Annotated in this window: 19 protein-coding genes; 11 read left to right on the top strand and 8 right to left on the bottom strand. The window is 71.0% G+C overall.

The genetic code is table 11. From position 1 onward, the window contains the following. Positions 1 to 95 precede the first annotated feature (95 nt). Complete coding sequence (locus ACWDTS_RS05735) at positions 96 to 416, bottom strand: DUF6412 domain-containing protein (RefSeq protein ID WP_450117764.1); 321 nt, start codon at positions 414 to 416, stop codon at positions 96 to 98. A 258-nt stretch (positions 417 to 674) separates the two neighbouring features. Beyond that, positions 675 to 896, bottom strand: a complete 222-nt coding sequence (locus ACWDTS_RS05730; protein WP_197252288.1) for a hypothetical protein — start codon at positions 894 to 896, stop codon at positions 675 to 677. A gap of 86 nt (positions 897 to 982) precedes the next feature. Here ACWDTS_RS05730 and ACWDTS_RS05725 point away from each other — a divergent pair, with 86 nt between their 5' ends. The 8 genes from ACWDTS_RS05725 (at position 983) to ACWDTS_RS05690 (ending at position 9,372) form a co-directional block, all read left to right on the top strand. Then, entirely contained in the window at positions 983 to 2,470 is a 1,488-nt protein-coding gene (locus tag ACWDTS_RS05725; protein ID WP_450117763.1) for an SDR family NAD(P)-dependent oxidoreductase, read from the top strand. A 175-nt stretch (positions 2,471 to 2,645) separates the two neighbouring features. Further along, positions 2,646 to 3,038: a universal stress protein gene (locus ACWDTS_RS05720; RefSeq protein WP_450117762.1), complete on the top strand. Its 393-nt coding sequence runs from the start codon at positions 2,646 to 2,648 to the stop codon at positions 3,036 to 3,038. 18 nt (positions 3,039 to 3,056) lie between these two features. After that, the gene (locus ACWDTS_RS05715; protein WP_248674842.1) at positions 3,057 to 3,428 is read left to right on the top strand and encodes a DUF2784 domain-containing protein; all 372 of its coding nucleotides are present in this window, start codon (positions 3,057 to 3,059) and stop codon (positions 3,426 to 3,428) included. Positions 3,429 to 3,453: 25 nt separating this feature from the next. Beyond that, positions 3,454 to 4,701, top strand: a complete 1,248-nt coding sequence (locus ACWDTS_RS05710; RefSeq protein ID WP_450117761.1) for a saccharopine dehydrogenase family protein — start codon at positions 3,454 to 3,456, stop codon at positions 4,699 to 4,701. A gap of 289 nt (positions 4,702 to 4,990) precedes the next feature. Continuing rightward, positions 4,991 to 5,923: a sulfite exporter TauE/SafE family protein gene (locus tag ACWDTS_RS05705; protein ID WP_197252283.1), complete on the top strand. Its 933-nt coding sequence runs from the start codon at positions 4,991 to 4,993 to the stop codon at positions 5,921 to 5,923. 89 nt (positions 5,924 to 6,012) lie between these two features. Continuing rightward, positions 6,013 to 7,326 carry a glutaminase gene (locus ACWDTS_RS05700; RefSeq protein ID WP_450117760.1) on the top strand — a complete coding sequence of 438 codons (1,314 nt, stop codon included), beginning with the start codon at positions 6,013 to 6,015 and terminating at the stop codon, positions 7,324 to 7,326. Positions 7,327 to 7,349: 23 nt separating this feature from the next. Then, complete coding sequence (locus ACWDTS_RS05695; protein ID WP_450117805.1) at positions 7,350 to 8,714, top strand: CoA transferase; 1,365 nt, start codon at positions 7,350 to 7,352, stop codon at positions 8,712 to 8,714. 76 nt (positions 8,715 to 8,790) lie between these two features. Beyond that, a complete protein-coding gene (locus tag ACWDTS_RS05690; protein WP_450108453.1) occupies positions 8,791 to 9,372 on the top strand; it encodes a hypothetical protein in 582 nt (193 codons plus the stop codon). Between the two features lie 29 nt (positions 9,373 to 9,401). On the opposite strand, the gene ACWDTS_RS05685 is transcribed toward ACWDTS_RS05690, so the two are convergent. From ACWDTS_RS05685 to mutA, 4 genes are read right to left on the bottom strand one after another with little or no spacing between them, the layout of a single operon-like run. Continuing rightward, complete coding sequence (locus tag ACWDTS_RS05685; RefSeq protein ID WP_450108452.1) at positions 9,402 to 10,088, bottom strand: lysoplasmalogenase family protein; 687 nt, start codon at positions 10,086 to 10,088, stop codon at positions 9,402 to 9,404. Further along, the gene (gene meaB / locus ACWDTS_RS05680) at positions 10,085 to 11,113 is read right to left on the bottom strand and encodes a methylmalonyl Co-A mutase-associated GTPase MeaB (RefSeq protein ID WP_450108451.1); all 1,029 of its coding nucleotides are present in this window, start codon (positions 11,111 to 11,113) and stop codon (positions 10,085 to 10,087) included. Before meaB ends, ACWDTS_RS05685 begins: the two co-directional genes overlap by 4 nt. A gap of 6 nt (positions 11,114 to 11,119) precedes the next feature. Next, positions 11,120 to 13,366 carry a methylmalonyl-CoA mutase gene (gene scpA, locus ACWDTS_RS05675; protein WP_450108450.1) on the bottom strand — a complete coding sequence of 749 codons (2,247 nt, stop codon included), beginning with the start codon at positions 13,364 to 13,366 and terminating at the stop codon, positions 11,120 to 11,122. After that, complete coding sequence (mutA, locus tag ACWDTS_RS05670; protein ID WP_450117759.1) at positions 13,367 to 15,229, bottom strand: methylmalonyl-CoA mutase small subunit; 1,863 nt, start codon at positions 15,227 to 15,229, stop codon at positions 13,367 to 13,369. Between the two features lie 252 nt (positions 15,230 to 15,481). Here mutA and ACWDTS_RS05665 point away from each other — a divergent pair, with 252 nt between their 5' ends. Genes ACWDTS_RS05665 through ACWDTS_RS05655 form a run of 3 tightly spaced genes read left to right on the top strand, consistent with a single transcriptional unit; the run spans position 15,482 to position 17,332 of the window. After that, entirely contained in the window at positions 15,482 to 16,186 is a 705-nt protein-coding gene (locus ACWDTS_RS05665; protein ID WP_248674845.1) for a TVP38/TMEM64 family protein, read from the top strand. Positions 16,187 to 16,217: 31 nt separating this feature from the next. Then, positions 16,218 to 16,799 (top strand): hypothetical protein, encoded by a 582-nt coding sequence (locus tag ACWDTS_RS05660; RefSeq protein ID WP_450117758.1) that lies wholly within the window; start codon positions 16,218 to 16,220, stop codon positions 16,797 to 16,799. After that, positions 16,796 to 17,332 carry a hypothetical protein gene (locus ACWDTS_RS05655; RefSeq protein WP_450117757.1) on the top strand — a complete coding sequence of 179 codons (537 nt, stop codon included), beginning with the start codon at positions 16,796 to 16,798 and terminating at the stop codon, positions 17,330 to 17,332. The genes ACWDTS_RS05660 and ACWDTS_RS05655 overlap by 4 nt, the downstream gene beginning before the upstream one ends. Here ACWDTS_RS05655 and ACWDTS_RS05650 read toward each other — a convergent pair. Next, entirely contained in the window at positions 17,325 to 18,134 is an 810-nt protein-coding gene (locus ACWDTS_RS05650) for an SDR family oxidoreductase (RefSeq protein WP_450117756.1), read from the bottom strand. The genes ACWDTS_RS05655 and ACWDTS_RS05650 overlap by 8 nt on opposite strands. Positions 18,135 to 18,226: 92 nt before the next feature. Continuing rightward, positions 18,227 to 19,960: an ABC transporter permease gene (locus ACWDTS_RS05645; RefSeq protein WP_450111580.1), complete on the bottom strand. Its 1,734-nt coding sequence runs from the start codon at positions 19,958 to 19,960 to the stop codon at positions 18,227 to 18,229. Positions 19,961 to 19,964 lie beyond the last annotated feature (4 nt).

Below are 19,964 nucleotides of genomic sequence, written 5' to 3'. Positions count from 1 at the left end.
TGCGGCGACAGCCGGCATCGTGCGGATGAATGGGGGCACCGGACCCGGAGTCGACGGTGCGGCGGACAACTGCGGGCCGCGCGCTCGTGAGAGCGTTATGCGGCGAGCAGTACCCGCCCGGGTGCTCGGGGGCGACGTGGCCGGCCGGGAGTGTTCGGGGCGCTCTGGCGACGGAACGCACCGCGCAGGCGACGCTCCTCGCCAGGAGGGCCGGAAGACGAGATCGGCGGCGGGCACAACGCGGGGAGCACGGTGCACGTGGCGATCGCGACGATCGCCACGATGGCGACCGCGCCCACGGCAAGCGCAGTCGGGGCGTCGATCGCGACGGTGATGGTGACCAGGATCGTGAGCACGGACAGCCACGCGAGCCGAACGACGGCCAGCTGCGCGAGTTCCTCCCCGAAACGTGTCACGACGGCCAGCGTACCGGGCTCGGTCGCGGAACCGGTCGGTGTGCGCGGTGAGGTGGGCGTGCAGCCGCGCGGCTGCCGGCGACAACTCGCGGGCCGGTCGTCAACCCGCGTGATGCGACCGTCGACGCTCGTCACCGGCACGGCGACTTCGCCTGCGGTCGGGGTTCCGCGCGCGGTGGGCACCGACCCTCGCTCGGTTCCGTGTGGATTCGCGCGGCGTGGACGAATCGACACGGAACGCGCTCGACGGGAGCTGAATCAGGCGCGGCGTCCCTTGCGGAAGTACCAGATCGGGCCCACGAAGTTGATCAGGGTGATAAGCGCCCATTTGCCCTTGCTGCCGTTGACCTTCTCGGCGGGCCGGGTGGCCAGGTCCGCCCAGGCCGTCGCCGCCAGCGACAGCTGCACGCTCGCGAGCGTGAGGACCGCGGCCTTCTGCCACGGCGCGAGGTCGGCGAACTTCTTCTTGGCAGCGCTCATGGACGGTGTCTCCTCGGGTGTGTGGGCGGACGCACCGGCTGCGCCCGATACCATTCATTGCTACCGCACGACATCGGAAAAGGTTCATGAACACCCACTGCGACACTCCGGCCGCGGATGCCGGCGCCGTCCCGCCGCGCGCGATCGACCCGGCCGACCTCGAAACCTGCCTGAAGGTTCTCGACCTTGCGGCCGGTCTGGACGCCGACCATCCCGACGCGATCGCGGTGCAGCGGGCCGTCGGCCACATGTTCAAGAAGTTCAAGCGGCTGCGCCGCAACGAGGCCCGCAGCCGCAAGGTCCAGGCCGACCGTGAGGTGCTGTCCGCGACCGCGACCGGGTCGCCGACCCGCATCGACGACGAAACCGCCGGGCTGACGCTGACGTCGACGACGCGCGGCGCGTCCGCGGGCACCCTGCTGCGACCCCGGCACTGCTATGTGTGCAAGGACAAGTACACCCGGGTCGACGCGTTCTACCACCAGCTGTGCCCGACCTGCGCGGCCGAGAACCACGCGAAACGGGACGCCCGTACCGATCTGACGGGTAGGCGGGCCCTGCTCACCGGTGGCCGCGCGAAGATCGGCATGTACATCGCGTTGCGGCTGCTGCGCGACGGCGCCCACACGACCGTCACCACCCGGTTCCCGAACGACGCGATCCGCCGGTTCTCGGCGATGGAGGACAGCGCCGACTGGATTCACCGGCTGCGCATCGTCGGGATCGACCTGCGCGATCCCGCCCAGGTGGTCGCCCTCGCCGACGATGTCGCGGCGCAGGGACCGCTGGACATCCTGATCAACAACGCCGCGCAGACGGTGCGCCGCTCCCCCGGCGCCTATTCGGCGCTGGCCGAGGCCGAATCGGGACCGCTGCCGTCGGGTCAGCTCCCGGAGATGATCACCTTCGGCAAGCCGTCGGACGCCCACCCGGCGGCGCTGGCCGGGTCGCTGCCGAGCGACCTCGCCGCGCACGCGCTGACCCCGGAGTCGGTGACGGCGCTGGCGATGGTTGCCGGCTCCGCGACCCCGGAACGGATCGCCGCGGGGGTCGCGGTCGACGCGGGCGGGTTGCTGCCGGACCTCGTGCACACCAACAGCTGGGTGCAGACCGTCGGCGAGATCGAACCCCTCGAACTGCTCGAGGTGCAGCTGTGCAACTCGGTGGCGCCGTTCATCCTGGTCAACCGGCTGCGTCCGGCGATGGCCGCGGCCGCCGCGCGGCGCAAGTACGTGGTGAACGTCTCGGCGATGGAGGGGCAGTTCGCCGGCCGCCGCTATAAGGGGGCAGGGCACCCGCACACCAACATGGCCAAGGCCGCGCTGAACATGCTCACCCGCACCAGCGCGGAGGAGATGCTCACCGACAGCATTCTCATGACCGCGGTGGACACCGGATGGATCACCGACGAGCGGCCGCATCACACCAAGATGCGTCTGGCCGAGGAGGGCTTCCACGCGCCCCTCGACCTCGTGGACGGCGCCGCGCGGGTGTACGACCCGATCGTGCAGGGCGAGGCCGGGGTGGATCTGTACGGCTGCTTCCTCAAGGACTACAAGCCCGCGCCGTGGTGAGGCCGACAGAGTCGCCGTGGTGAGCCCGACAGAGTCGGCGTGGTGAGCCGCGACTGAGACGTACCCGACAGAAAAGGGCAGGTGGAGACGGGTTCCACACGCGCTCGGCCGTGCTCGTCCGGGTCGGTGCCGGGATACTGGAGGCAGTTCCGTCGAGCCGCCCAGGAGCAGCATCATGACCGTCGCAGTCGTTCACGCCGAGACACCCGAGGGCCGCGCCGCGCTCGCGGCCGCCGTCGACGAGGCCTCCCGCCGGCAGGACGAGCTGCTGGTGCTGCACGTGCTCGACGACGACGGGGCCGCCGCCGAGGCGGAGGTCGAATCGGTGCGCACCGCGGTGCGCCGGGTCGCCGGGGACAGCGGCTGGGAGGTACGCACTGCCGTGCACGACGGGGACGCCGTCGGCACCCTCGTCGAGCTGGCCACCGACAGCGGCGCGGACCGCATCGTGATCGGCAGCCGCGGCCGCAACGCGCTCGGCAAGTTCCTGCTCGAGCGGCCGCTGCAGCGGCTGGTGATCGAGGTTCCGGTGCCGGTTCTCGTCGTCAAGGAACCCGACGAGGAGTAACCGACCTAGGCTGGAACCATGCCCTATCGGGTTCTGGCCGACGGCATCGCGCTCACGCATCTGGCGTTCCTGCTGTACGTCACGTTCGGCGGGTTCGTGGCGTGGCGCTGGCCGCGCACGATTGTGCTGCATGCGGTCGCCGTCGTGTGGGGGCTCGCCTCGGTGCTGGTGGGGTTCGACTGCCCGCTCACCCACGCCGAGAACTGGGCGCGTCACCGCGCCGGCGAGGCGGGGCTGCCGCCGTCCGGATTCATCGACCACTACCTGACCGGGGTGATCTACCCGGATTCCGCGCTCGGCCTGGTCCGCGCGCTCGTCGCGGCCTGCATCCTCGTGTCGTGGGTGGGCCTGTGGCGGCGGTCGCGTCGTGTGAGTTTCGTCGCACGGTGATTTACCCGGCAGTAGGGTGTGCGCCATGAACGCTGCCTCACGCGAACTCGACATCGTCGTCTACGGAGCCACCGGGTTCGTCGGCCGGCTCACCGCCGCCTACCTGGCCGAACATCTGCCGTCCGGGTTGAAGGCCGGCCTGGCCGGGCGGTCGCGCAGCCGCCTCGAGAAGGTCCGCGCGGACCTCGGCGGCACGGCCGCGGACTGGCCGATCCTCGAGGCGGACGCCGGGGATCCGGAGTCGCTGGCCGCGCTGGCCGCGGCGACCCGGATCGTGATCACCACCGTCGGGCCCTACGCCAGGTACGGGATGCCGCTGGTGCAGGCGTGCGTCGAGGCGGGCACCGACTACGTCGACCTCACCGGCGAGGTGCTGTTCCACCGCGAGAGCATCGACCGGTTCGAGGACACCGCCCGCCGCACCGGCGCCCGGATCGTCCATTCGTGCGGCTTCGACTCGATCCCGTCCGACCTCGGCGTGCACGCGTTGTACCGGGCGGCGCAGGCCGACGACGCGGGGGAACTCACCGACACCACGCTGATCCTCACCGCGTTCCGTGGCGCCCCCAGCGGCGGCACCATCGATTCGCTGCGCACCCAGCTCGACGTCGTGCGCAAGGACCGCGCGTTGCGGAAGGTCGCGGCGCAACCGTATTCCCTCAGCCCCGATCCGGCGCAGGAACCTCGGTTGGGCCGAGAGAACGACCTCGCGTTCGTCGACGGCAAGACCATCGCCCCGGAACTGTCCGGATGGAAGGCGCCGTTCGCGATGGCGTCGTACAACACGCGGATCGTGCGTCGCACCAACGCCCTGACCGGGTGGACGTACGGCAAGTCGTTCCGGTACCGCGAGGTCATGAACGTCGGATCGTCCCCGCTGTCGCCGGTGCTGGCCGGCGGGGTCGCGGCGGGTCTCGGCGCGCTGGTGCTGGGCCTGTCGTTCCCCCCGACGCGTTTCCTGCTCGACAAGGTGCTGCCGAAGCCGGGCGAAGGGCCGTCCGAAGCCACTCGCGAGCGCGGGTTCTTCACGATCGACCTGTACACGACGACCACGGCCGGCGCCCGCTACACCACCCGCTTCGCCGCGCAGGGCGATCCCGGCTACAAGGCGACGGCGGTGATGCTCGCCGAGTCCGCGCTCTCGCTGGCGGTGGGTGGTTCCGCGCTGCACGCCGGCGGCGGGGTGCTCACCCCCGCGGTCGCGTTCGGCGACGTGCTGACCGAACGGCTCCGCGCGGCGGGATTCGAGATCGAGACGCGTCGGCTTCCCTGACGGTCCGTGCGGGACGACACCTCCCGTGGGCCCGGAGGTGCCGTCCCGCACGGGATCACGCTATGCTCGACCGGTCGCCGTGTCCTCGGCGACCCGACGACGAAGGACGACAGCCGTGCAGACGACGAGCATCGAGGCCGCCCCGGCCACCGTGCTTGCGTTGATGCCGTTCTGGCCGACTCGTCGTGGCGCGTGCTTCGACGGCGCGTGTTGTTGCCAGGTGTGTTGCTGAGCGGACTCTCCGCTCCCCAATCCCCTTCGGTAACCACGTTCGCGGTCGGAGCATGCCTTGTTCAATCTGCTGATCTTCACTCTCGTCGGTGTCGGCGCACAGCTCGTCGACGGCGCACTCGGCATGGCCTTCGGCGTCACCGCCACCACCCTGTTGATCTTCAGCGGTGTCGGAGCGGCGCACGCCAGCGCGGCCGTGCACCTGGCAGAGGTCGGCACCACCCTGGTCTCGGGCATCTCCCACTGGAAGTTCCGCAACATCGACTGGAAGGTCGTCGCCAAGCTCGGCGTGCCCGGCGCGATCGGCGCCTTCCTCGGCGCGACCGTCCTGTCGAGCCTGTCCACCGAGGCCGCGGCCCCGGTCACCGCGGGAATCCTGCTGGCGATCGGCGTGTACGTGGCGCTGCGGTTCTCGGTGCGACCGCCGGCGGTCGCGCACGCCCGCACCTCCCCGCACACCGCGAAGTTCCTGTCGCCCCTCGGCTTCTTCGGCGGGTTCGTCGACGCCAGCGGCGGCGGCGGATGGGGACCGATCACCACCAGCACCCTGCTCTCGCGCGGGAAGACCGCGCCGCGCACCGTGATCGGCTCGGTCAGCGCATCGGAGTTCATGGTCGCGGTCGCGGCCAGCCTCGGGTTCCTGTTCGGCCTGGGGCGCGAATCTGTCGGCAACCTGCTCGTCGTCGCCGGCCTGGCGATCGGCGGCGCGATCGCCGCACCGGCGGCCGCGTGGCTGGTCAGCCGGGTGCCGGCGACGCTGCTCGGCACCGCGGTCGGCGGCATCATCGTCATCACCAACGCCCAGAAGTTGTTCAAGTCGTTCGAGGTGACCGGCACCGTCGCGATGCTGCTGTATCTGCTGATCGCGGCCGGCTGGATCGCGCTGCTCAGCGTCTCGTGGCGGCGTTCGCGGCTCACCCGCGCCGAGTCCGCCGGGTCGCTCGAGAAGCTGCAGACCCCGGTCGCCCCCGTCCTGCGCGAAGAGGTCTGAGGCGCTTCGCGCCGGTGTGCACAAATGGCGGCTGGGACCGCCACAAAGGCACACGGGCGGCGGAGGCGCACGCGGGTTAGGATCCGACGATGAAGTCGCCGATCCCCGACTATCTGCTCGAGGTCGTGGAGGCGTGCGGGACGGACAATCCCGGGGCGACCGCCGACTACATTCCCGAACTCGCCCACGCCGATCCGGACCGGATCGCGGTGTGCCTGTCGACGATCGACGGGGTCGTGTACACCGCCGGGGACGCGGATGCCGAGTTCTCGATCCAGTCGATCTCGAAACCGTTCGTGTACGCGCTGGCCCTCGCGGATCACGGCGTCGACGCGGTGCTCGCCCGGGTCGGGGTCGAACCGAGCGGTGAGGCGTTCAACGAGTTGTCGCTCGACAGCGAGTCCGGGCGGCCGCTCAATCCGATGATCAACGCCGGCGCCCTCACCGCACACGCGCTCGTCGGTCCCGCGACCGCGACGACGGAGGAACGGTTCGAGCGGGTGCTGCGGGGCCTGTCCGCGTTCGCCGGGCGCGACCTCGCCGTCGACGAGTCGGTGTTCGACTCCGAGTTGGGTACCGCCTACCGCAATTCGGCGATCGCGAACATGCTGCGCAGCTACTCGGTGATCGACGGCGACCCGGCCGAGGTGGTGCGCGGCTACACCCGTCAGTGCGCGATCACCGTCACCGTGCGCGACCTCGCGGTGATGGCGGCGACCCTCGCGAACGGCGGCGTCCAGCCGCTCACCGGTCAGCGCGTCGTGTCCCGGACGGTGGTGCGGCAGGTGCTCAGCGTGATGATGACGTGCGGCATGTACGACGCGGCCGGCGACTGGATGTCGACGGTGGGGATTCCCGCCAAGAGCGGGGTGTCCGGTGGGGTGCTCGGCGCCCTGCCCGGTCAGGTCGGGATCGGCGCGTTCTCCCCGCGTCTGGACGCCCACGGCTCCAGCGTGCGCGGCGTCCGGATGTGCCGTCGGCTGTCCGACGACATGGGCCTGCACATCATGGACGGGCCGGAACCGGCCCGCTCGGCCATCCGGCGCGACCGCCGGTTGCGGGGACCGGACGGCCACACCGTCCGGGTGTGCAGCCTGCAGGGCACCCTGCAGTTCAGCGGCGCCGAACTCGTGCTGCGCGCCCTGGCATCGGCGGAGGATGCGGAGCGGCTCGACGGCGTGGTCCTCGATCTGCGGCGGGTCCACTCGGTCGACGACGTCGCCGAGCGGATGCTCCGCGAGGCGCTGCGGCGGCTGCGCCTGGACGGCCTGCGGGTCACGGTCGTCGACCCGGAGCGGGTCCTTGACACGCACGCGCACACCCGCAGACCCGCCCGCGACGGAGAGATTGCCGACGAATTCGCGCCGGACCTCGCGTCGTTCGACGACTTCGAGAGGGTGTGACCGTGCCCGACCTGCCGCTGCCGATGCCCGACCTGCACCTGCCGCACGACTACGCGAAGGCGCTCGCCGAGGCGGGACTCGACGCCACACCGACCGGTGACGTGACGTGCCCCGATCCGGGGGCTCTGCTGGCGGCACAGCTGCCGGTGTTCGCGCTCGCCGCGGGCGCGGTCGCCGCATTCACGCAGGCCGCGAACCGGGTGCGCGCGGCGGCCGGCGTGCGTCCACGCCCGGTGCGGCTCGATCCGGAGCGGATCGCCGCGTCCTTCTCCGGGGATCGGATGCTCCGGTTGTCGGGGACCCCGATCGACGGATTCGCCGACCTGTCCGGCTTCTTCCGGGCCCGCGACGGATGGGTGCGCACGCATGCGAACTATCCGCACCACCGCGCACGCCTGCTGCGTGCCCTGGACGTGCCCGCCGACGCGGGCCGGGAGCAGGTGGCCGACCGGATCCGCGGCCTGGACGCCGCCACGGTCGAGACCGCGGCAGTGGCGCACGACGCGATCGCGGTACGGGTGCGCGACGAGGCGCAGTGGCGGTCGTCCGAACCGGGACGCGCGGTGGCCGCGGAACCCCTCGTCGCGGTGACCCGCCGGGCCGACTCCGGACGCGTGGCCGCGCCGGCACCGACGGAGACGGCGCCGCTCGCGGGGGTACGCGTGCTCGACACGACCCGGGTCATCGCCGGCCCGGTCGTCTCCCGGGCGCTGGCGCTGCTCGGTGCGACGGTGCTGCGCATCGATCCGCCGCACCTCCCCGAGATCGAATGGCAGCACCTCGAGAACGGCCAGGGGAAACGCAGCGCGCTGCTGGATCTGCGCGACCCCGGCGGGGCTGCGACGTACCGCGCGTTGCTCGCCGACGCCGACATCCTGCTCACTGGGTATCGCCCCGGTGCGCTCGAGGCGCTGATCGGCGACATCGGCGCGATCCGCCCCGGCCTGCTCCGGGGCCGGGTGTGCGCGTGGGGCACGACGGGACCGTGGGCGGGGCGCCGCGGGTTCGATTCGATCGTGCAGGCCGCCTCCGGGATCGCGGTCGTCGAGTCCGGCGGCGACGCACCCGGCGCGCTGCCCGCCCAGGCGCTCGACCACGCCTCCGGGTACCTGCTCGCCGCCGGCGTCCTGGACGCCTTCGCTCGCGGCGACGGCGTCGGCCGGGACGTGACGGTGTCGCTGGCCCGCACGGGAACGTGGTTGCTCGATGCGCCGGAACGCCGGACCGACGCGCCGCGGCCGGCCACCCCGGGTGCGGCGACCGTCGCGACCCACGGTGCGGTCACCGCGGCCCGGCCCGCCGTCGCCGACTACCCCGAGCATCCGTTCCCGGCGCGCCCATGGGGTGGGGATCCCCCGTCTTGGCCGATACCCCCGGAAACACGCTGACCTGCGACGATACCCCTGAAATCGGGCAACCGGGACCAAGATCAACGAGCGGGCCCGCGGCCTATACCATGCAGCGGTGAATCGAACTCGACTTCTCGCCGTCCCCGTCGCACTCGTCTGCGCGCTGCTGCCCGCCTGCTCCTCCGAGGACTCCTCGTCCGACGCCACGTCCCCGGATTCGGCGTCCTCGGATTCGGGGTCGGAGTTCACCCCCGGCACCCTCGACGAGGACATCCTCGCCCGCTTCTCGAGCTGCGCGGACATCGAACCCTATGTCGCCGACTACATCGACGGACTGCAGGCCGGCGCCGCGAGCGAGGCCGGCGAGAACGGCGCCTACTGCCAGTGGGAGAGCCCCGCGACCGAGCCCGGCGAGATCCGCACCGTCGGCGTCATCCTCGAACCCGGCACCGGCACCGTCTACAGCGCCGACCAGATGGGTGGCTCCGGGCTGACCGTGATCTCCGACGCCGACATCGAGAGCGCCGGCGGCATCGCCTACACCCTCGAGCAGGAGATCGCCGTCGCCTCCGTCGCCGTGACGACGGTGACGCTGCCCGAGGTGTCGGTGACGATCACCGGCGGCAAATGGGGCGATCACCCGGCCCTCGACGGACCCGCCTCGGTCGCCCTAGCGAAGGAACTGATCGGAATCTGATCCCCCGTCCCGGCCGGATCGTGACCAGGTCAGGCGGTCGCGGCCCGGCCGGGGCTCGACACCACGCGGTCGGCGACCGCGCGGGCTCCGACCGCGATGAGCACCTGCGCCGCGATGTAGGTGGACATGACCGCGAAGCCGGAGACGGACAGGTCGGTGAACGCCCCGAGCGCGATCAGCGCGTCCGAGACGACGAACAGCACCGCGCCGGTCGCCACCACCGCGGACACGCCGGTGGCGAGCACCGCCATCGTGGCGAGCAGCAGCCCGTACACCACGACCGGGACGAGCAGGGCGCCCGCGCCGGCCGCGCACACCCCGATCAGCGCGAGAACGGCGACCACCGGGATCGCCAGTGCCCAGCGGCGGGTGTGCAGGATGCTCGCCGCCCGGTACGGCGCGAACGCCGCGATGTATACGACCTGCGCGCACAGGAAGAACCCGACCATCACCAGGAACGCGGCGTCCCCATCGAACAGGTCGGGTGCGCTGTCCCCCAGCCACGACAGGCCGAGTGCGACGAGCACGAGATTCACCAGCCGGGTGCGCGGCGCCGGGGTGGATGCGGCCAGCGCGGCCGCGAGCAGCGGCATCAGGAACCACTGGGAGATGTCGGTGAACACCGATTCCGGTGCCACCGGTTGCGCGAGGAGATGCGCGACGGCGACGGCCGCGAACGCCGCCGAAGCAGCGGTCGCGGCCGGCCGTGTCGTCATTCGGTGCCGTCGAGCGATTCGGTGCCGTCGAGCGGTTCGGTGCCGTCGAACGCGGCGAGCAGTCGCTGCGCGGCCAGCGCCGCGGTGAGCGACCCGTCGCGCACACCCTGCTCGACCTCGCCGCGGATCTTGCCGACCCGCGGGTTCGTTTCGAGGCGGCGCAGCAGCTGGTCGTGCACCATCGTCCAGGTCCAGTCCACCTGCTGGCGGCGGCGGTTCTCCTCGAACAACCCCGCCGCGGTGAGCACCTCGCGGTGATTCAGGACGGTGTCCCAGAACGTGTCCAGGCCGTTGCCCTCGAGACCGCTCATCGTGATGACCGGCGGTTTCCAGATCGCGTCGTGTGGATGCACCAGGCGCATCGCACCGGCCAGTTCCCGGGCGGCGACCCGCGCGTCGCGCTCGAAGTTGCCGTCCGCCTTGTTCACCGCGACGAGATCGGCGAGTTCGAGCACACCCTTCTTGATGCCCTGCAGCTGATCACCGGTGCGGGCCAGGGTCAGGAACGTGAAGCAGTCCACCATGTTCGCGACCGTCACCTCGGACTGACCGACGCCCACGGTTTCGACGAGGATCACATCGAAGCCGGCGGCCTCGAGCAGCACCATGGTCTCGCGGGTCGCCTTGGCGACACCGCCGAGCGTCCCGGCCGTCGGGGACGGGCGGATGTAGGCGTTCCGTTCGACGGACAGGCGGGCCATGCGGGTCTTGTCCCCGAGGATCGACCCGCCGGTGCGCGTCGACGACGGGTCGACGGCGAGCACCGCCACCCGGTGGCCCTTCTCGAGCAGATACATGCCGAGCGAGTCGATGAACGTCGACTTCCCGACACCGGGAACACCCGTGATGCCCACCCGGATCGCGTTGCCCGCCTTCGGGAGCAGGCGCAACAGCAGCTGCTGCGCCTGCTCCCGATGGTCGTCGCGGGTGGACTCGACCAACGTGATCGCCTTGGCCAGGCCGGCCCGCCGGTTGGCGAGCACGTCCTGTTCGAGCCGATCGAGATCGACCGGAGGTCGGCCCATCTGGGATCAGTCCTCCGAGTCGTGGCCGAGCTGCTCGGAGAGCTTGCCGAGCAGACCCACGGCCGCGTCGGCGATGACCGTGCCGGGCGGGAAGATCGCCGCGGCGCCGGCCTCGTACAGCTCGTCGAAGTCGCCCGGAGGGATGACGCCGCCGACCACGATCATGATGTCGGGGCGGCCCACCTCCGCGAGCGCCTCCCGAAGCGCGGGCACCAGCGTGAGGTGTCCCGCGGCCAACGACGACACGCCGATGACGTGCACGTCGTTGTCGGCCGCCTGGTTGGCGACCTCTTCGGGGGTCTGGAACAGCGGTCCCACGTCGACGTCGAAGCCGAGGTCGGCGAAGGCGGTGGAGATCACCTTCTGTCCGCGGTCGTGACCGTCCTGGCCCATCTTCGCGACCAGGATGCGGGGACGACGTCCCTCGGCCTTCTCGAACTTCTCGACGAGTTCGGTTGCCGTGCTGATGTTGCCCGCCTTTCCGGCCTCGTCCCGGTACACACCGCTGATGGTGCGGATCTCGGCCTGGTGACGTCCGTAGACCTCTTCGAGCGCGTCGGAAATCTCGCCGACGGTCGCCTTGGCGCGGGCCGCGTCGATCGCGAGGGCGAGCAGGTTGTTCTCCATGCCACCCTCGGTGGAGGCGGCGGCGCGGGTGAGCGCGGCCAGCGCGGCGCGGGTGGCGTCCTCGTCGCGTTCGGCGCGCAGCCGCTCGAGCTTGGCGATCTGCTCGGCGCGGACCTTCGAGTTCTCGACCTTGAGGACCTCGATCTGCTGGTCCTCGGCGACCTGGTACTTGTTCACGCCGATCACCGGCTGGCGGCCGGAGTCGATGCGCGCCTGCGTGCGGGCCGCGGCCTCCTCGATGCGCAGCTTCGGGATGCCCTCGGAGATGGCCTGCGCCATGCCGCCGGCCTCCTCGACCTCGGCGATGTGGGCGCGGGCCCGGTTCGCGAGTTCGTGGGTGAGCCACTCGACGTAGTACGAGCCGCCCCACGGGTCGATCGGGCGGGTGGTGCCCGACTCCTGCTGCAGCAGCAGCTGGGTGTTGCGGGCGATGCGCGCGGAGAAGTCCGTCGGCAGCGCGAGGGCCTCGTCGAGCGCGTTGGTGTGCAGCGACTGGGTGTGGCCCTGGGTCGCGGCCATCGCCTCGACGCAGGTGCGCGCGACGTTGTTGAACACGTCCTGCGCGGTCAGCGACCAGCCGGAGGTCTGCGAGTGGGTGCGCAGCGACTTCGACTTCGCGGACTTCGGGGAGAACTTCTCGACGAGTTCGCTCCACAGCAGGCGCCCGGCCCGCATCTTCGCGATCTCCATGTAGAAGTTCATGCCGATCGCCCAGAAGAACGACAGACGCGGCGCGAACTTGTCGATGTCCATGCCCGCGTCGAGACCGGCGCGGATGTACTCGATGCCGTCGGCGAGCGTGTAGGCCAGCTCGAGGTCGGCGGTCGCGCCGGCTTCCTGGATGTGGTAGCCGGAGATCGAGATGGAGTTGAACCGCGGCATCTTCGCCGACGTGTACGCGAAGATGTCGGAGATGATCCGCATCGACGGCTTCGGCGGGTAGATGTACGTGTTGCGGACCATGAACTCCTTCAGAATGTCGTTCTGAATGGTTCCGGCCAGCTGCTCGGGCGCGACGCCCTGCTCCTCGGCCGCCACGACGTACAGCGCGAGGATCGGCAGCACCGCGCCGTTCATGGTCATCGACACCGACACCTGCGACAGGTCGATGCCGTCGAAGAGCTGCCGCATGTCGAGGATCGAGTCGATCGCGACACCGGCCATGCCGACGTCACCCTGCACGCGCGGGTGGTCCGAGTCGTAGCCACGGTGGGTGGCCAGGTCGAACGCCACCGACAGGCCCTTCTGGCCGGCCGCGAGGTTGCGGCGGTAGAAGGCGTTGGATTCGGCGGCGGTGGAGAACCCGGCGTACTGGCGGATGGTCCACGGCTGGTTGACGTACATCGTCGGGTACGGGCCGCGCACGAACGGCTCGATGCCGGGGTAGCTGCCCAGCGGGTAGCCCGCGGCCTCGACCGCGTCACGGTCGGCCTTGGTGTAGACGGGCTTGACGTCGATGCCCTCGGGCGTCGACCACACCACGTCGTCGACGGTGTAGTTGTTCGCGGTCGCCACGGATTCGACGAGCGCGGCGGCCTGCTCCGGAGTCGGCGCGGACGGCGCCGGCGACGCCGGATCCGTCAGCGGGACATCGGCGAAGCTGCCGATCTTGTGTTCGATGCTCACTTACGCTCCCAGAGTGTTCAGCAGGTCGGTCAGCGCGGCGATCGCGTCGATCTTGGCGGTGAGGAACCCGTCCGGACGCGCCTCACCCTCCACGTCACCGACGGCCTTCTCCGGCCCGGCGAGCAGGACGGTGGAGATGCCGGCGGCGCGCAACGCGGCGGTCGCAGGACCGGCGTCCGCGTCGTACCGCTTGTCGGTGCCGCACAGGACGGCGACGGTCGCACCCGATTCGGCCACGGTGTGCGCGATCGTGTCGAGCGCGAGGGTGCCGGGGTTGACGGCCTCGATGCCGCCGGCGGCCAGCAGGTTCGTCGCGAACGTCGAGCGGATGTTGTGCTCGGCGATCGGTCCGAGCGGTGCGAGCAGTACCTTCGGACGGGCACCGTGTGCGGCCAGGTACGCGTCCGAGCGGTCGCGCAGGGCCTCGAACGGTGCGGCGTAGCGGGCCGCGAACGCACCGGCCTCGGCGACGTCGGCGGGCAGCGGCGTCTCGCCCAGGTTCGGGAACTCGTTGACGCCGGTCACCGAGGTGCGGCGGTGCGCGATGTCGGACTCGCGGCGGGCGCGGGTCGCGGCGATGCGCTCGGAGATCACTCCCGCGTCGAGCGCCGCGCGGTATCCACCGGCCGCCTCGATCTGCTGGAAGAACTCCCACGCCTTGCCTGCGACCTGGGCGGTGAGCTCCTCGATGTACCAGGAGCCGGCGCCCGGATCGAGCACCCTGCCCAGGTTGGACTCCTCGAGCAGCAGCAGCTGGGTGTTACGGGCGATGCGCTCGGAGAACGCCTCGGACACGTCGAGCGCACCGGCGGGCAGGGCGACGTCGAACGGCAGGACCGTGACCGAGTCCGCGCCACCGACACCGGCACCGAACGCGGCCAGGGTGGTGCGCAGCATGTTCACCCACGGGTCGCGCTGGGTCATCATCGCGGCGGAGGTGACGGCGTGCTGCGGGGCGTTGCCCGCGTCCACCGCCCCGACGACCTGGGCGATGCGGGCCCAGACCTGACGGCCGGCGCGGAACTTGGCGATGGTCTGGAACTGGTCGTCGGTGGCCGCGAGGCGGAACTCGATCTGACCGAGCGCGTTGGCGGCGGTCCGACCGGCGGCGACCAGTTCGCGCAGGTACTCCAGGCCGGCGGCGATCGCGGCGCCGAGCTCCTCGGCGTCGGAGGCACCGGCGTTGTGGAACGCGGTGCCGTCGACGGTCAGGGCGCGGAGGGTCTCGGCGCGATCAGCGGCGGCCGTCGCGAGGGCGATCGCGTCGGCGACGGTGACGTCGGCACGGCCGGAGAATGCGCTGGTCAGCGGCGCGGCGCCGAGGCCGATCCGCACGGCGCCGCGGTCGGCGACGTCGGTGCGGGCGTCGAGCAGCGCGTACAGCGCCTCGGCGGCCGCGGCGGTGTCGGCACCGGCGTCGAGGGTGACCGGCGCGAGGTCGAGCAGCACCTTGTCCAGGACCGCGGGCAGGGCGTCGACGGGCAGGCCCGCCGCGCCGACCTGCAGCCAGAGTGCGCTGACGCCGTTCTCGAGGGCCGCGAGGATCCGCTCGTTGGCGGCGGCGGCGTCGCTGCCGCCGAACTGTGCGGACACGAGCCAGCCGGCGTTGACGTCGCGGGTGGCCGAGGCTCCGCGCACGTACGGGAACTCACCGGGCAGCGGCGCCTCGGGGCGCTCGTCGCGGACCCCGTAGAGCGGGTTGACGGTGATGTCGTCGTACGTGGTGGTCTCGAGCAGTCGCTGCGGCTCCGGTCCGAGTTCGGCGGGCTCGACGCGGCGGGACTTCGCGAGCACGCCGGCCACCGCGTTCTGCCACTGCGCATACGCGCGTGCGGCGTCCTCGGCTTCTGCAGCTAATGACACGTGCGGTTCCTCTCCTACGCTGCGGGATGTGGTGCAGGCTCGGTGTGATGCTGGTTCTCGGGCCATGGTGGGCCGTGGATACCTTAGGTGGGTTCTCGTGTGATGCTAGCCGCATACACGCCGCGGCTATTGTGGGGATCACCACAGATTCCCTAGCGATCGTTAACGGACTTGCGCAGGGAAATCTACCTTCCGCCTCCGCGCCGCCCGCAGGCACCGGTCGATTGCCGGGTCCGGGTATCGTGGTCGGTCGTGACGAGGCTCCTGACCGACCGCAGAATCCTCGGCATACTTGCCCTTCTCGTCGCGCTGGCCGCCGCGGCAATGCTGATCCCTCATCCCACGGTCGCGGAGATCCGCGGGTGGGCGGACACCGTGGGCCCGTCGTTCGTCCTCGTCTTCTTCCTGGTTCACACCGTCGTGACCATCGCCCCGGTGCCGCGCACCGTGTTCACCCTCAGCGCCGGCCTGTTGTTCGGCGCCGCCACCGGCATCGCCGTCTCGGTGGCTGCGACCACGGTCAGCGCGGTGCTCGCGTTGCTGTTGGTGCGGTGGATCGGCCGCGGGGCGGTCTCGTCGTATCTGACACATCCCGCGGCCAAGGCCGTGGATCTGCGGCTGGCGCGGCGCGGCTGGCTCGCGGTCGGATCGCTGCGCCTGATCGCGGCGGCCCCGTTCTCGGTGGTGAACTACTGCTGTGCGATCTCGTCGGTACGGCTCGTGCCGTACACGCTCGCCACGATCGTGGGCATCCTGCCGGGCACGATCGGGGTGGTGCTGCTCGGCGACGCGCTGACCGGACGCACGAACCCCGCCCTGATGGTGGTGACGGTGGTATGCCTGCTCGTCGGGGTCGTGGGACTGTGGCTCGAGGCGCGGTTGCCGGTGCCGGCCGGTTCCGCGCTCGATGCGATCGTCGATCCCGACGACGAGAAGTCGACAAGTCTCAGACCTTGATTTACTGAAGTCAAGGCTTCATTCTTGACCAATGTTCGTGTTGACGGTGGATCAACGCGGCAGCCGACGTGACATCGACCGGGTCGCGGCGCTGCTCGAGGAATTCCGCGACGCCGACCTGCTGCGCCCGTTCGAGCGCACCGCCGGCGACGAGGTGCAGGCGGTCGCGGACGACGCCGAGACCGTCGTGGATCTCGCCCTGGACCTGGTGCAGCGCGGCCACTGGAGTGTCGGGATCGGCGTCGGCGCGGTGGAGACGCCGCTGCCCGAGCAGACCCGCGCCGGACGCGGCCCCGCCTTCGAACACGCGCGGACCGCCGTCGAACGCGCCAAGAACGCACCCGGCAACCTCGCCGTCGACGGCACCGATCCCGACGCCGCGGCCGACGCCGACGCCGCCCTCACCCTCCTCGCGACGCTGGTGCTGCGCCGCACCGACCAGGGCCGGGAAGCGGTCGAACTCGCCCGCGCCGGACTCCCCCAGGCCCAGGCGGCGCAACGCCTGGGCATCAGCAAGCAGGCGGTGTCGCAGCGCCTGCACACCGCCGGATGGCAGGCCGAACAATCCGGCCGAACCCTCGCCCGCCGCCTCCTCGAAAGGGCCGACCGTTGACCGTCGTCTCGCTGGTGTTGCTCGCCGTCGTCGCGCTCGCCCCGGTTCTGAGCCTGCGCTCGAACCTGCCACCCTGGCTCGCGCCGGCGCTCTCGACGGCCGCGTTGATCGGGGCGGCCCTGGCCGCGTCGGCGACGACCGCGGTGCACGGCTTCGCCTACGCCGCCACCCTCGTGCTGACGATGCTCGCGGCGATCACCGGCGGCGGCCCGGCCGTCCTCGCCGCGTTCCGCATCGCCCGCCGCCAGCCCGACGCCGGCCCCGAACCGGCCACCCCCGCCCCCGGCGGCGCCCCGATCCCCGGTCCCCTGCGCGGCGGTCGCGTCATCGGCATCCTCGAACGCGCCGCGGTCGCGGGCGCGGTGCTCGCCGGCTGGCCCGAGGGCATGGCGATCGTCCTGGCCGTCAAGGGCCTGGCCCGCTATCCGGAGCTGCGTGAGCCCCAGGCCTCCGAGCAGTTCATCATCGGCACCGGCACCAGCGTGCTGTGGGCGCTCGCGGTGTGCGGGGTCGGATGGGCGCTGATCACCTGAGCGCCGCCGCCTCGTCCCGCACCGCGTCGTCGATCCGGCGCTGGATCCGGCGCATCCCGCGCAACCAGCGGTCGGTGTCGGCGGCGCGTCCCGCGTAGTACTCGGCGACCTCGGGATGTGGGAGGATCAGGAACCCCTCTCCCGACAAGGCGGCCATCACCGAATCGGCGACCTGCTCCGGCGTGAGCACACCGGTTTCGAAGACCACCCGTCCCGCGGCGTCGGTCGGCAGCAGATCCGTCGCGACCCCCTGGGGGCACAGGCACTGCACGATCACTCCCCTGTCCCCGTAGGTCGCGGAGAGCCACTCCGCGTGGGCGACCGCGGCGTGCTTCGACACCGAGTACGGCGCCGACCCCAGCATGGTGAGCAGACCCGCCGCCGAGGCGGTGACGACGAAGCGTCCGCGGCCGCGGTCGAGCCAGCCCGGGAGCAGCGCCCGCGCGGCGCGCACGTGCCCCATGACGTTGACGTTCCAGGACATCTCCCACGCGGCCTCGGCGTCGGGGCCGTCGGCGACCACACCTGCGTTCGCGAACCACGCGTCGACCTCCCCGAGTTCGGCGACAGCCCTCGCGACGAGCGCGGCCACGCCCGCTTCGCCGGCGGCATCGCCGGGGGCGGCGATGCCGCCGATCTCCCGTGCCACGGCGGCACAGGCGTCGGCGTCGAGGTCGTTCACGACGACCCGCGCGCCGGCCTCGGCCAGTCGGTGCGCGAGGGCGCGGCCGATCCCGTTGCCGGCGCCGGTCACGACAACGCCCGCGTCGCGCAGCCAGTCCGGGTGCTCGATCGTCTCCACCAGCTTCCTTTCTTGTCCGTTCGCCGCCCCGTGCGTGGTTTCGGTAGTGGGGACTACCGAAACCACGCACGGGGTGGATGCTCCGAGAGCGATCACATCTTGCTGAGAGCGTCGGTCCCGCCGGCGAGCATCGCCGCGACGACACCGACCGCCGTCACCCCTGTCATCACCAGCGCGACGGCGGCGACCAGCGGATAGCCGCCGTTGGACCAGTACTCGAACAGGATCGTGCCCATCACCTGGGTCTGCGAGGCCCGCACCAGCAGCGACGCGGTGAACTCGTGGGTGAGCAGGACGAACAGCAGTGCCGCGGTTCCACCGAGGCTGCCGCGCATGAGCGGCAGCAGGACCTTCACGTTGGTGGCGACGAACCCGGCGCCGCTCACCCGGGAGGCCTCGAGGTAGGCGTCACCGAGTGCCAGCATCGACGACAGCTGCATCCGGGTCGCGAACGGCAGCATCAGCGTGACGTACACCAGGACGACCACCCACGGGGTGCCGTAGAGGACGATCGGTCCCTGCGTGTAGGTGAGCAGGAACGCCGCACCGAAGATCACCGCCGGCACACCGAGCGGAATCGACACGAGGACGTCCGCGATCACCCGCAGCACCGGGTAGTTGCGTCCCCGGACGATCAGGTTCGCCGCGACGAACCCGAGCGGCAGCACGATCGCCATGGCGATCAGCGAGAACATCACGCTGTTGCCGATCGCGGTGGGGACCGCGGACCCGGAGAAGATCGTGCGGAAGTTGTCGAACGTCAGCGCCGAGAAGCTGATGGTGCCGCTCCAGTACCGCGACAGGGCCACGAACACCAGCGCCAGGATCGGCAGCACCGTCGACAGCAGCGAGAACAACAGGATGATCGCCACCCCGGTCTTCGAGGGACGTCCCTGCGACCGGAAGGCCTTGCCGCCGTGGGTGACGAAGCGTCGTTGGTTGCCCAGCAGCGCCTTCTGCGCGAACACCACCACGATCCCGACGATCAGCAGCGGCGACCCGAGTGCGGCGGCGGTCGCGAACTGCGCCGGCGAGTCACTGATCTGGAAGTACATCTCCGTCGTCAGCACGCTCACACCGGTGTTGGTGCCCAGCAGCAGGGGTCCGGTGAACTGGCCCAGGCCCAGCAGCAGCGCCACGCCGGCGCCGTAGATCAGGGTCGGGCGCAGCAGCGGCAGCGTGATCTTGAAGAAGACCTTCCATTCCGGCATGCCGGACACCTGTGCCGCTTCGATCATCTCGGAGTTGATGTTCTCGAATCCGGACCGGACGAACATGTACACGAACGAACTCAGCGAGAACCCGGTGATGATCACGATCCACTGGATCGAATAGATGTCGATCGGGCCTTCCTCCAGGTGCGACCACCAGGGCAGATTCCGCAGCATCGCGTTGAGATAGCCCGGCCGGGGCGAGAGCAGGAACGCCCACCCGACGATCGCCGCGACCGCGGGAATCACGATCGGCAGGATGGGCAGGATCTCGAGCACCGCCAGCCGGCGCGGCAGGCGGTTCGCGCCCCACGCCAGCGCGGTGCCCAGCACCATCGCGATCGTCAGCGAACCGAGCGCGAGACCGACCGTGTTCCACAGAATTCCACCGAGCCGTTCGAGACCGAACGCGCGCTCGTATCCCGCGGCTCCGTCCTCGAACGCGGTCGACTGCAACCGCACCACCGGGACGACGACCAGATATGCCAGCAGCGCGACGAACGCCACGACACCCAGCCGACGCGCCACCGACCGGACGGCGTCGCTCTGCAATCCACCGGTGACACTCGGGCGCTGTTCGCCGAGGTCGTTGCCCGGCAAGGTCACCACAGCCATCGCC

The sequence above is a fragment of the Rhodococcus sp. NPDC003383 genome (assembly GCF_053589115.1).
Note: the sequence above shows the minus strand (reverse complement) of the source record. Positions and strands in the feature narration are given on the sequence as shown.

What these genes read in the sequence shown, in the direction of transcription:
- ACWDTS_RS05730 (WP_197252288.1), bottom strand. Translation starts at nt 896, where the DNA reads ATGAGCGCTGCCAAGAAGAAGTTCGCCGACCTCGCGCCGTGGCAGAAG.
- ACWDTS_RS05725 (WP_450117763.1), top strand. Translation starts at nt 983, where the DNA reads ATGAACACCCACTGCGACACTCCGGCCGCGGATGCCGGCGCCGTCCCG.
- ACWDTS_RS05720 (WP_450117762.1), top strand. Translation starts at nt 2,646, where the DNA reads ATGACCGTCGCAGTCGTTCACGCCGAGACACCCGAGGGCCGCGCCGCG.
- ACWDTS_RS05715 (WP_248674842.1), top strand. Translation starts at nt 3,057, where the DNA reads ATGCCCTATCGGGTTCTGGCCGACGGCATCGCGCTCACGCATCTGGCG.
- ACWDTS_RS05710 (WP_450117761.1), top strand. Translation starts at nt 3,454, where the DNA reads ATGAACGCTGCCTCACGCGAACTCGACATCGTCGTCTACGGAGCCACC.
- ACWDTS_RS05700 (WP_450117760.1), top strand. Translation starts at nt 6,013, where the DNA reads ATGAAGTCGCCGATCCCCGACTATCTGCTCGAGGTCGTGGAGGCGTGC.
- ACWDTS_RS05695 (WP_450117805.1), top strand. Translation starts at nt 7,350, where the DNA reads ATGCCCGACCTGCACCTGCCGCACGACTACGCGAAGGCGCTCGCCGAG.
- ACWDTS_RS05685 (WP_450108452.1), bottom strand. Translation starts at nt 10,088, where the DNA reads ATGACGACACGGCCGGCCGCGACCGCTGCTTCGGCGGCGTTCGCGGCC.
- meaB (WP_450108451.1), bottom strand. Translation starts at nt 11,113, where the DNA reads ATGGGCCGACCTCCGGTCGATCTCGATCGGCTCGAACAGGACGTGCTC.
- ACWDTS_RS05660 (WP_450117758.1), top strand. Translation starts at nt 16,218, where the DNA reads ATGTTCGTGTTGACGGTGGATCAACGCGGCAGCCGACGTGACATCGAC.
- ACWDTS_RS05645 (WP_450111580.1), bottom strand. Translation starts at nt 19,960, where the DNA reads ATGGCTGTGGTGACCTTGCCGGGCAACGACCTCGGCGAACAGCGCCCG.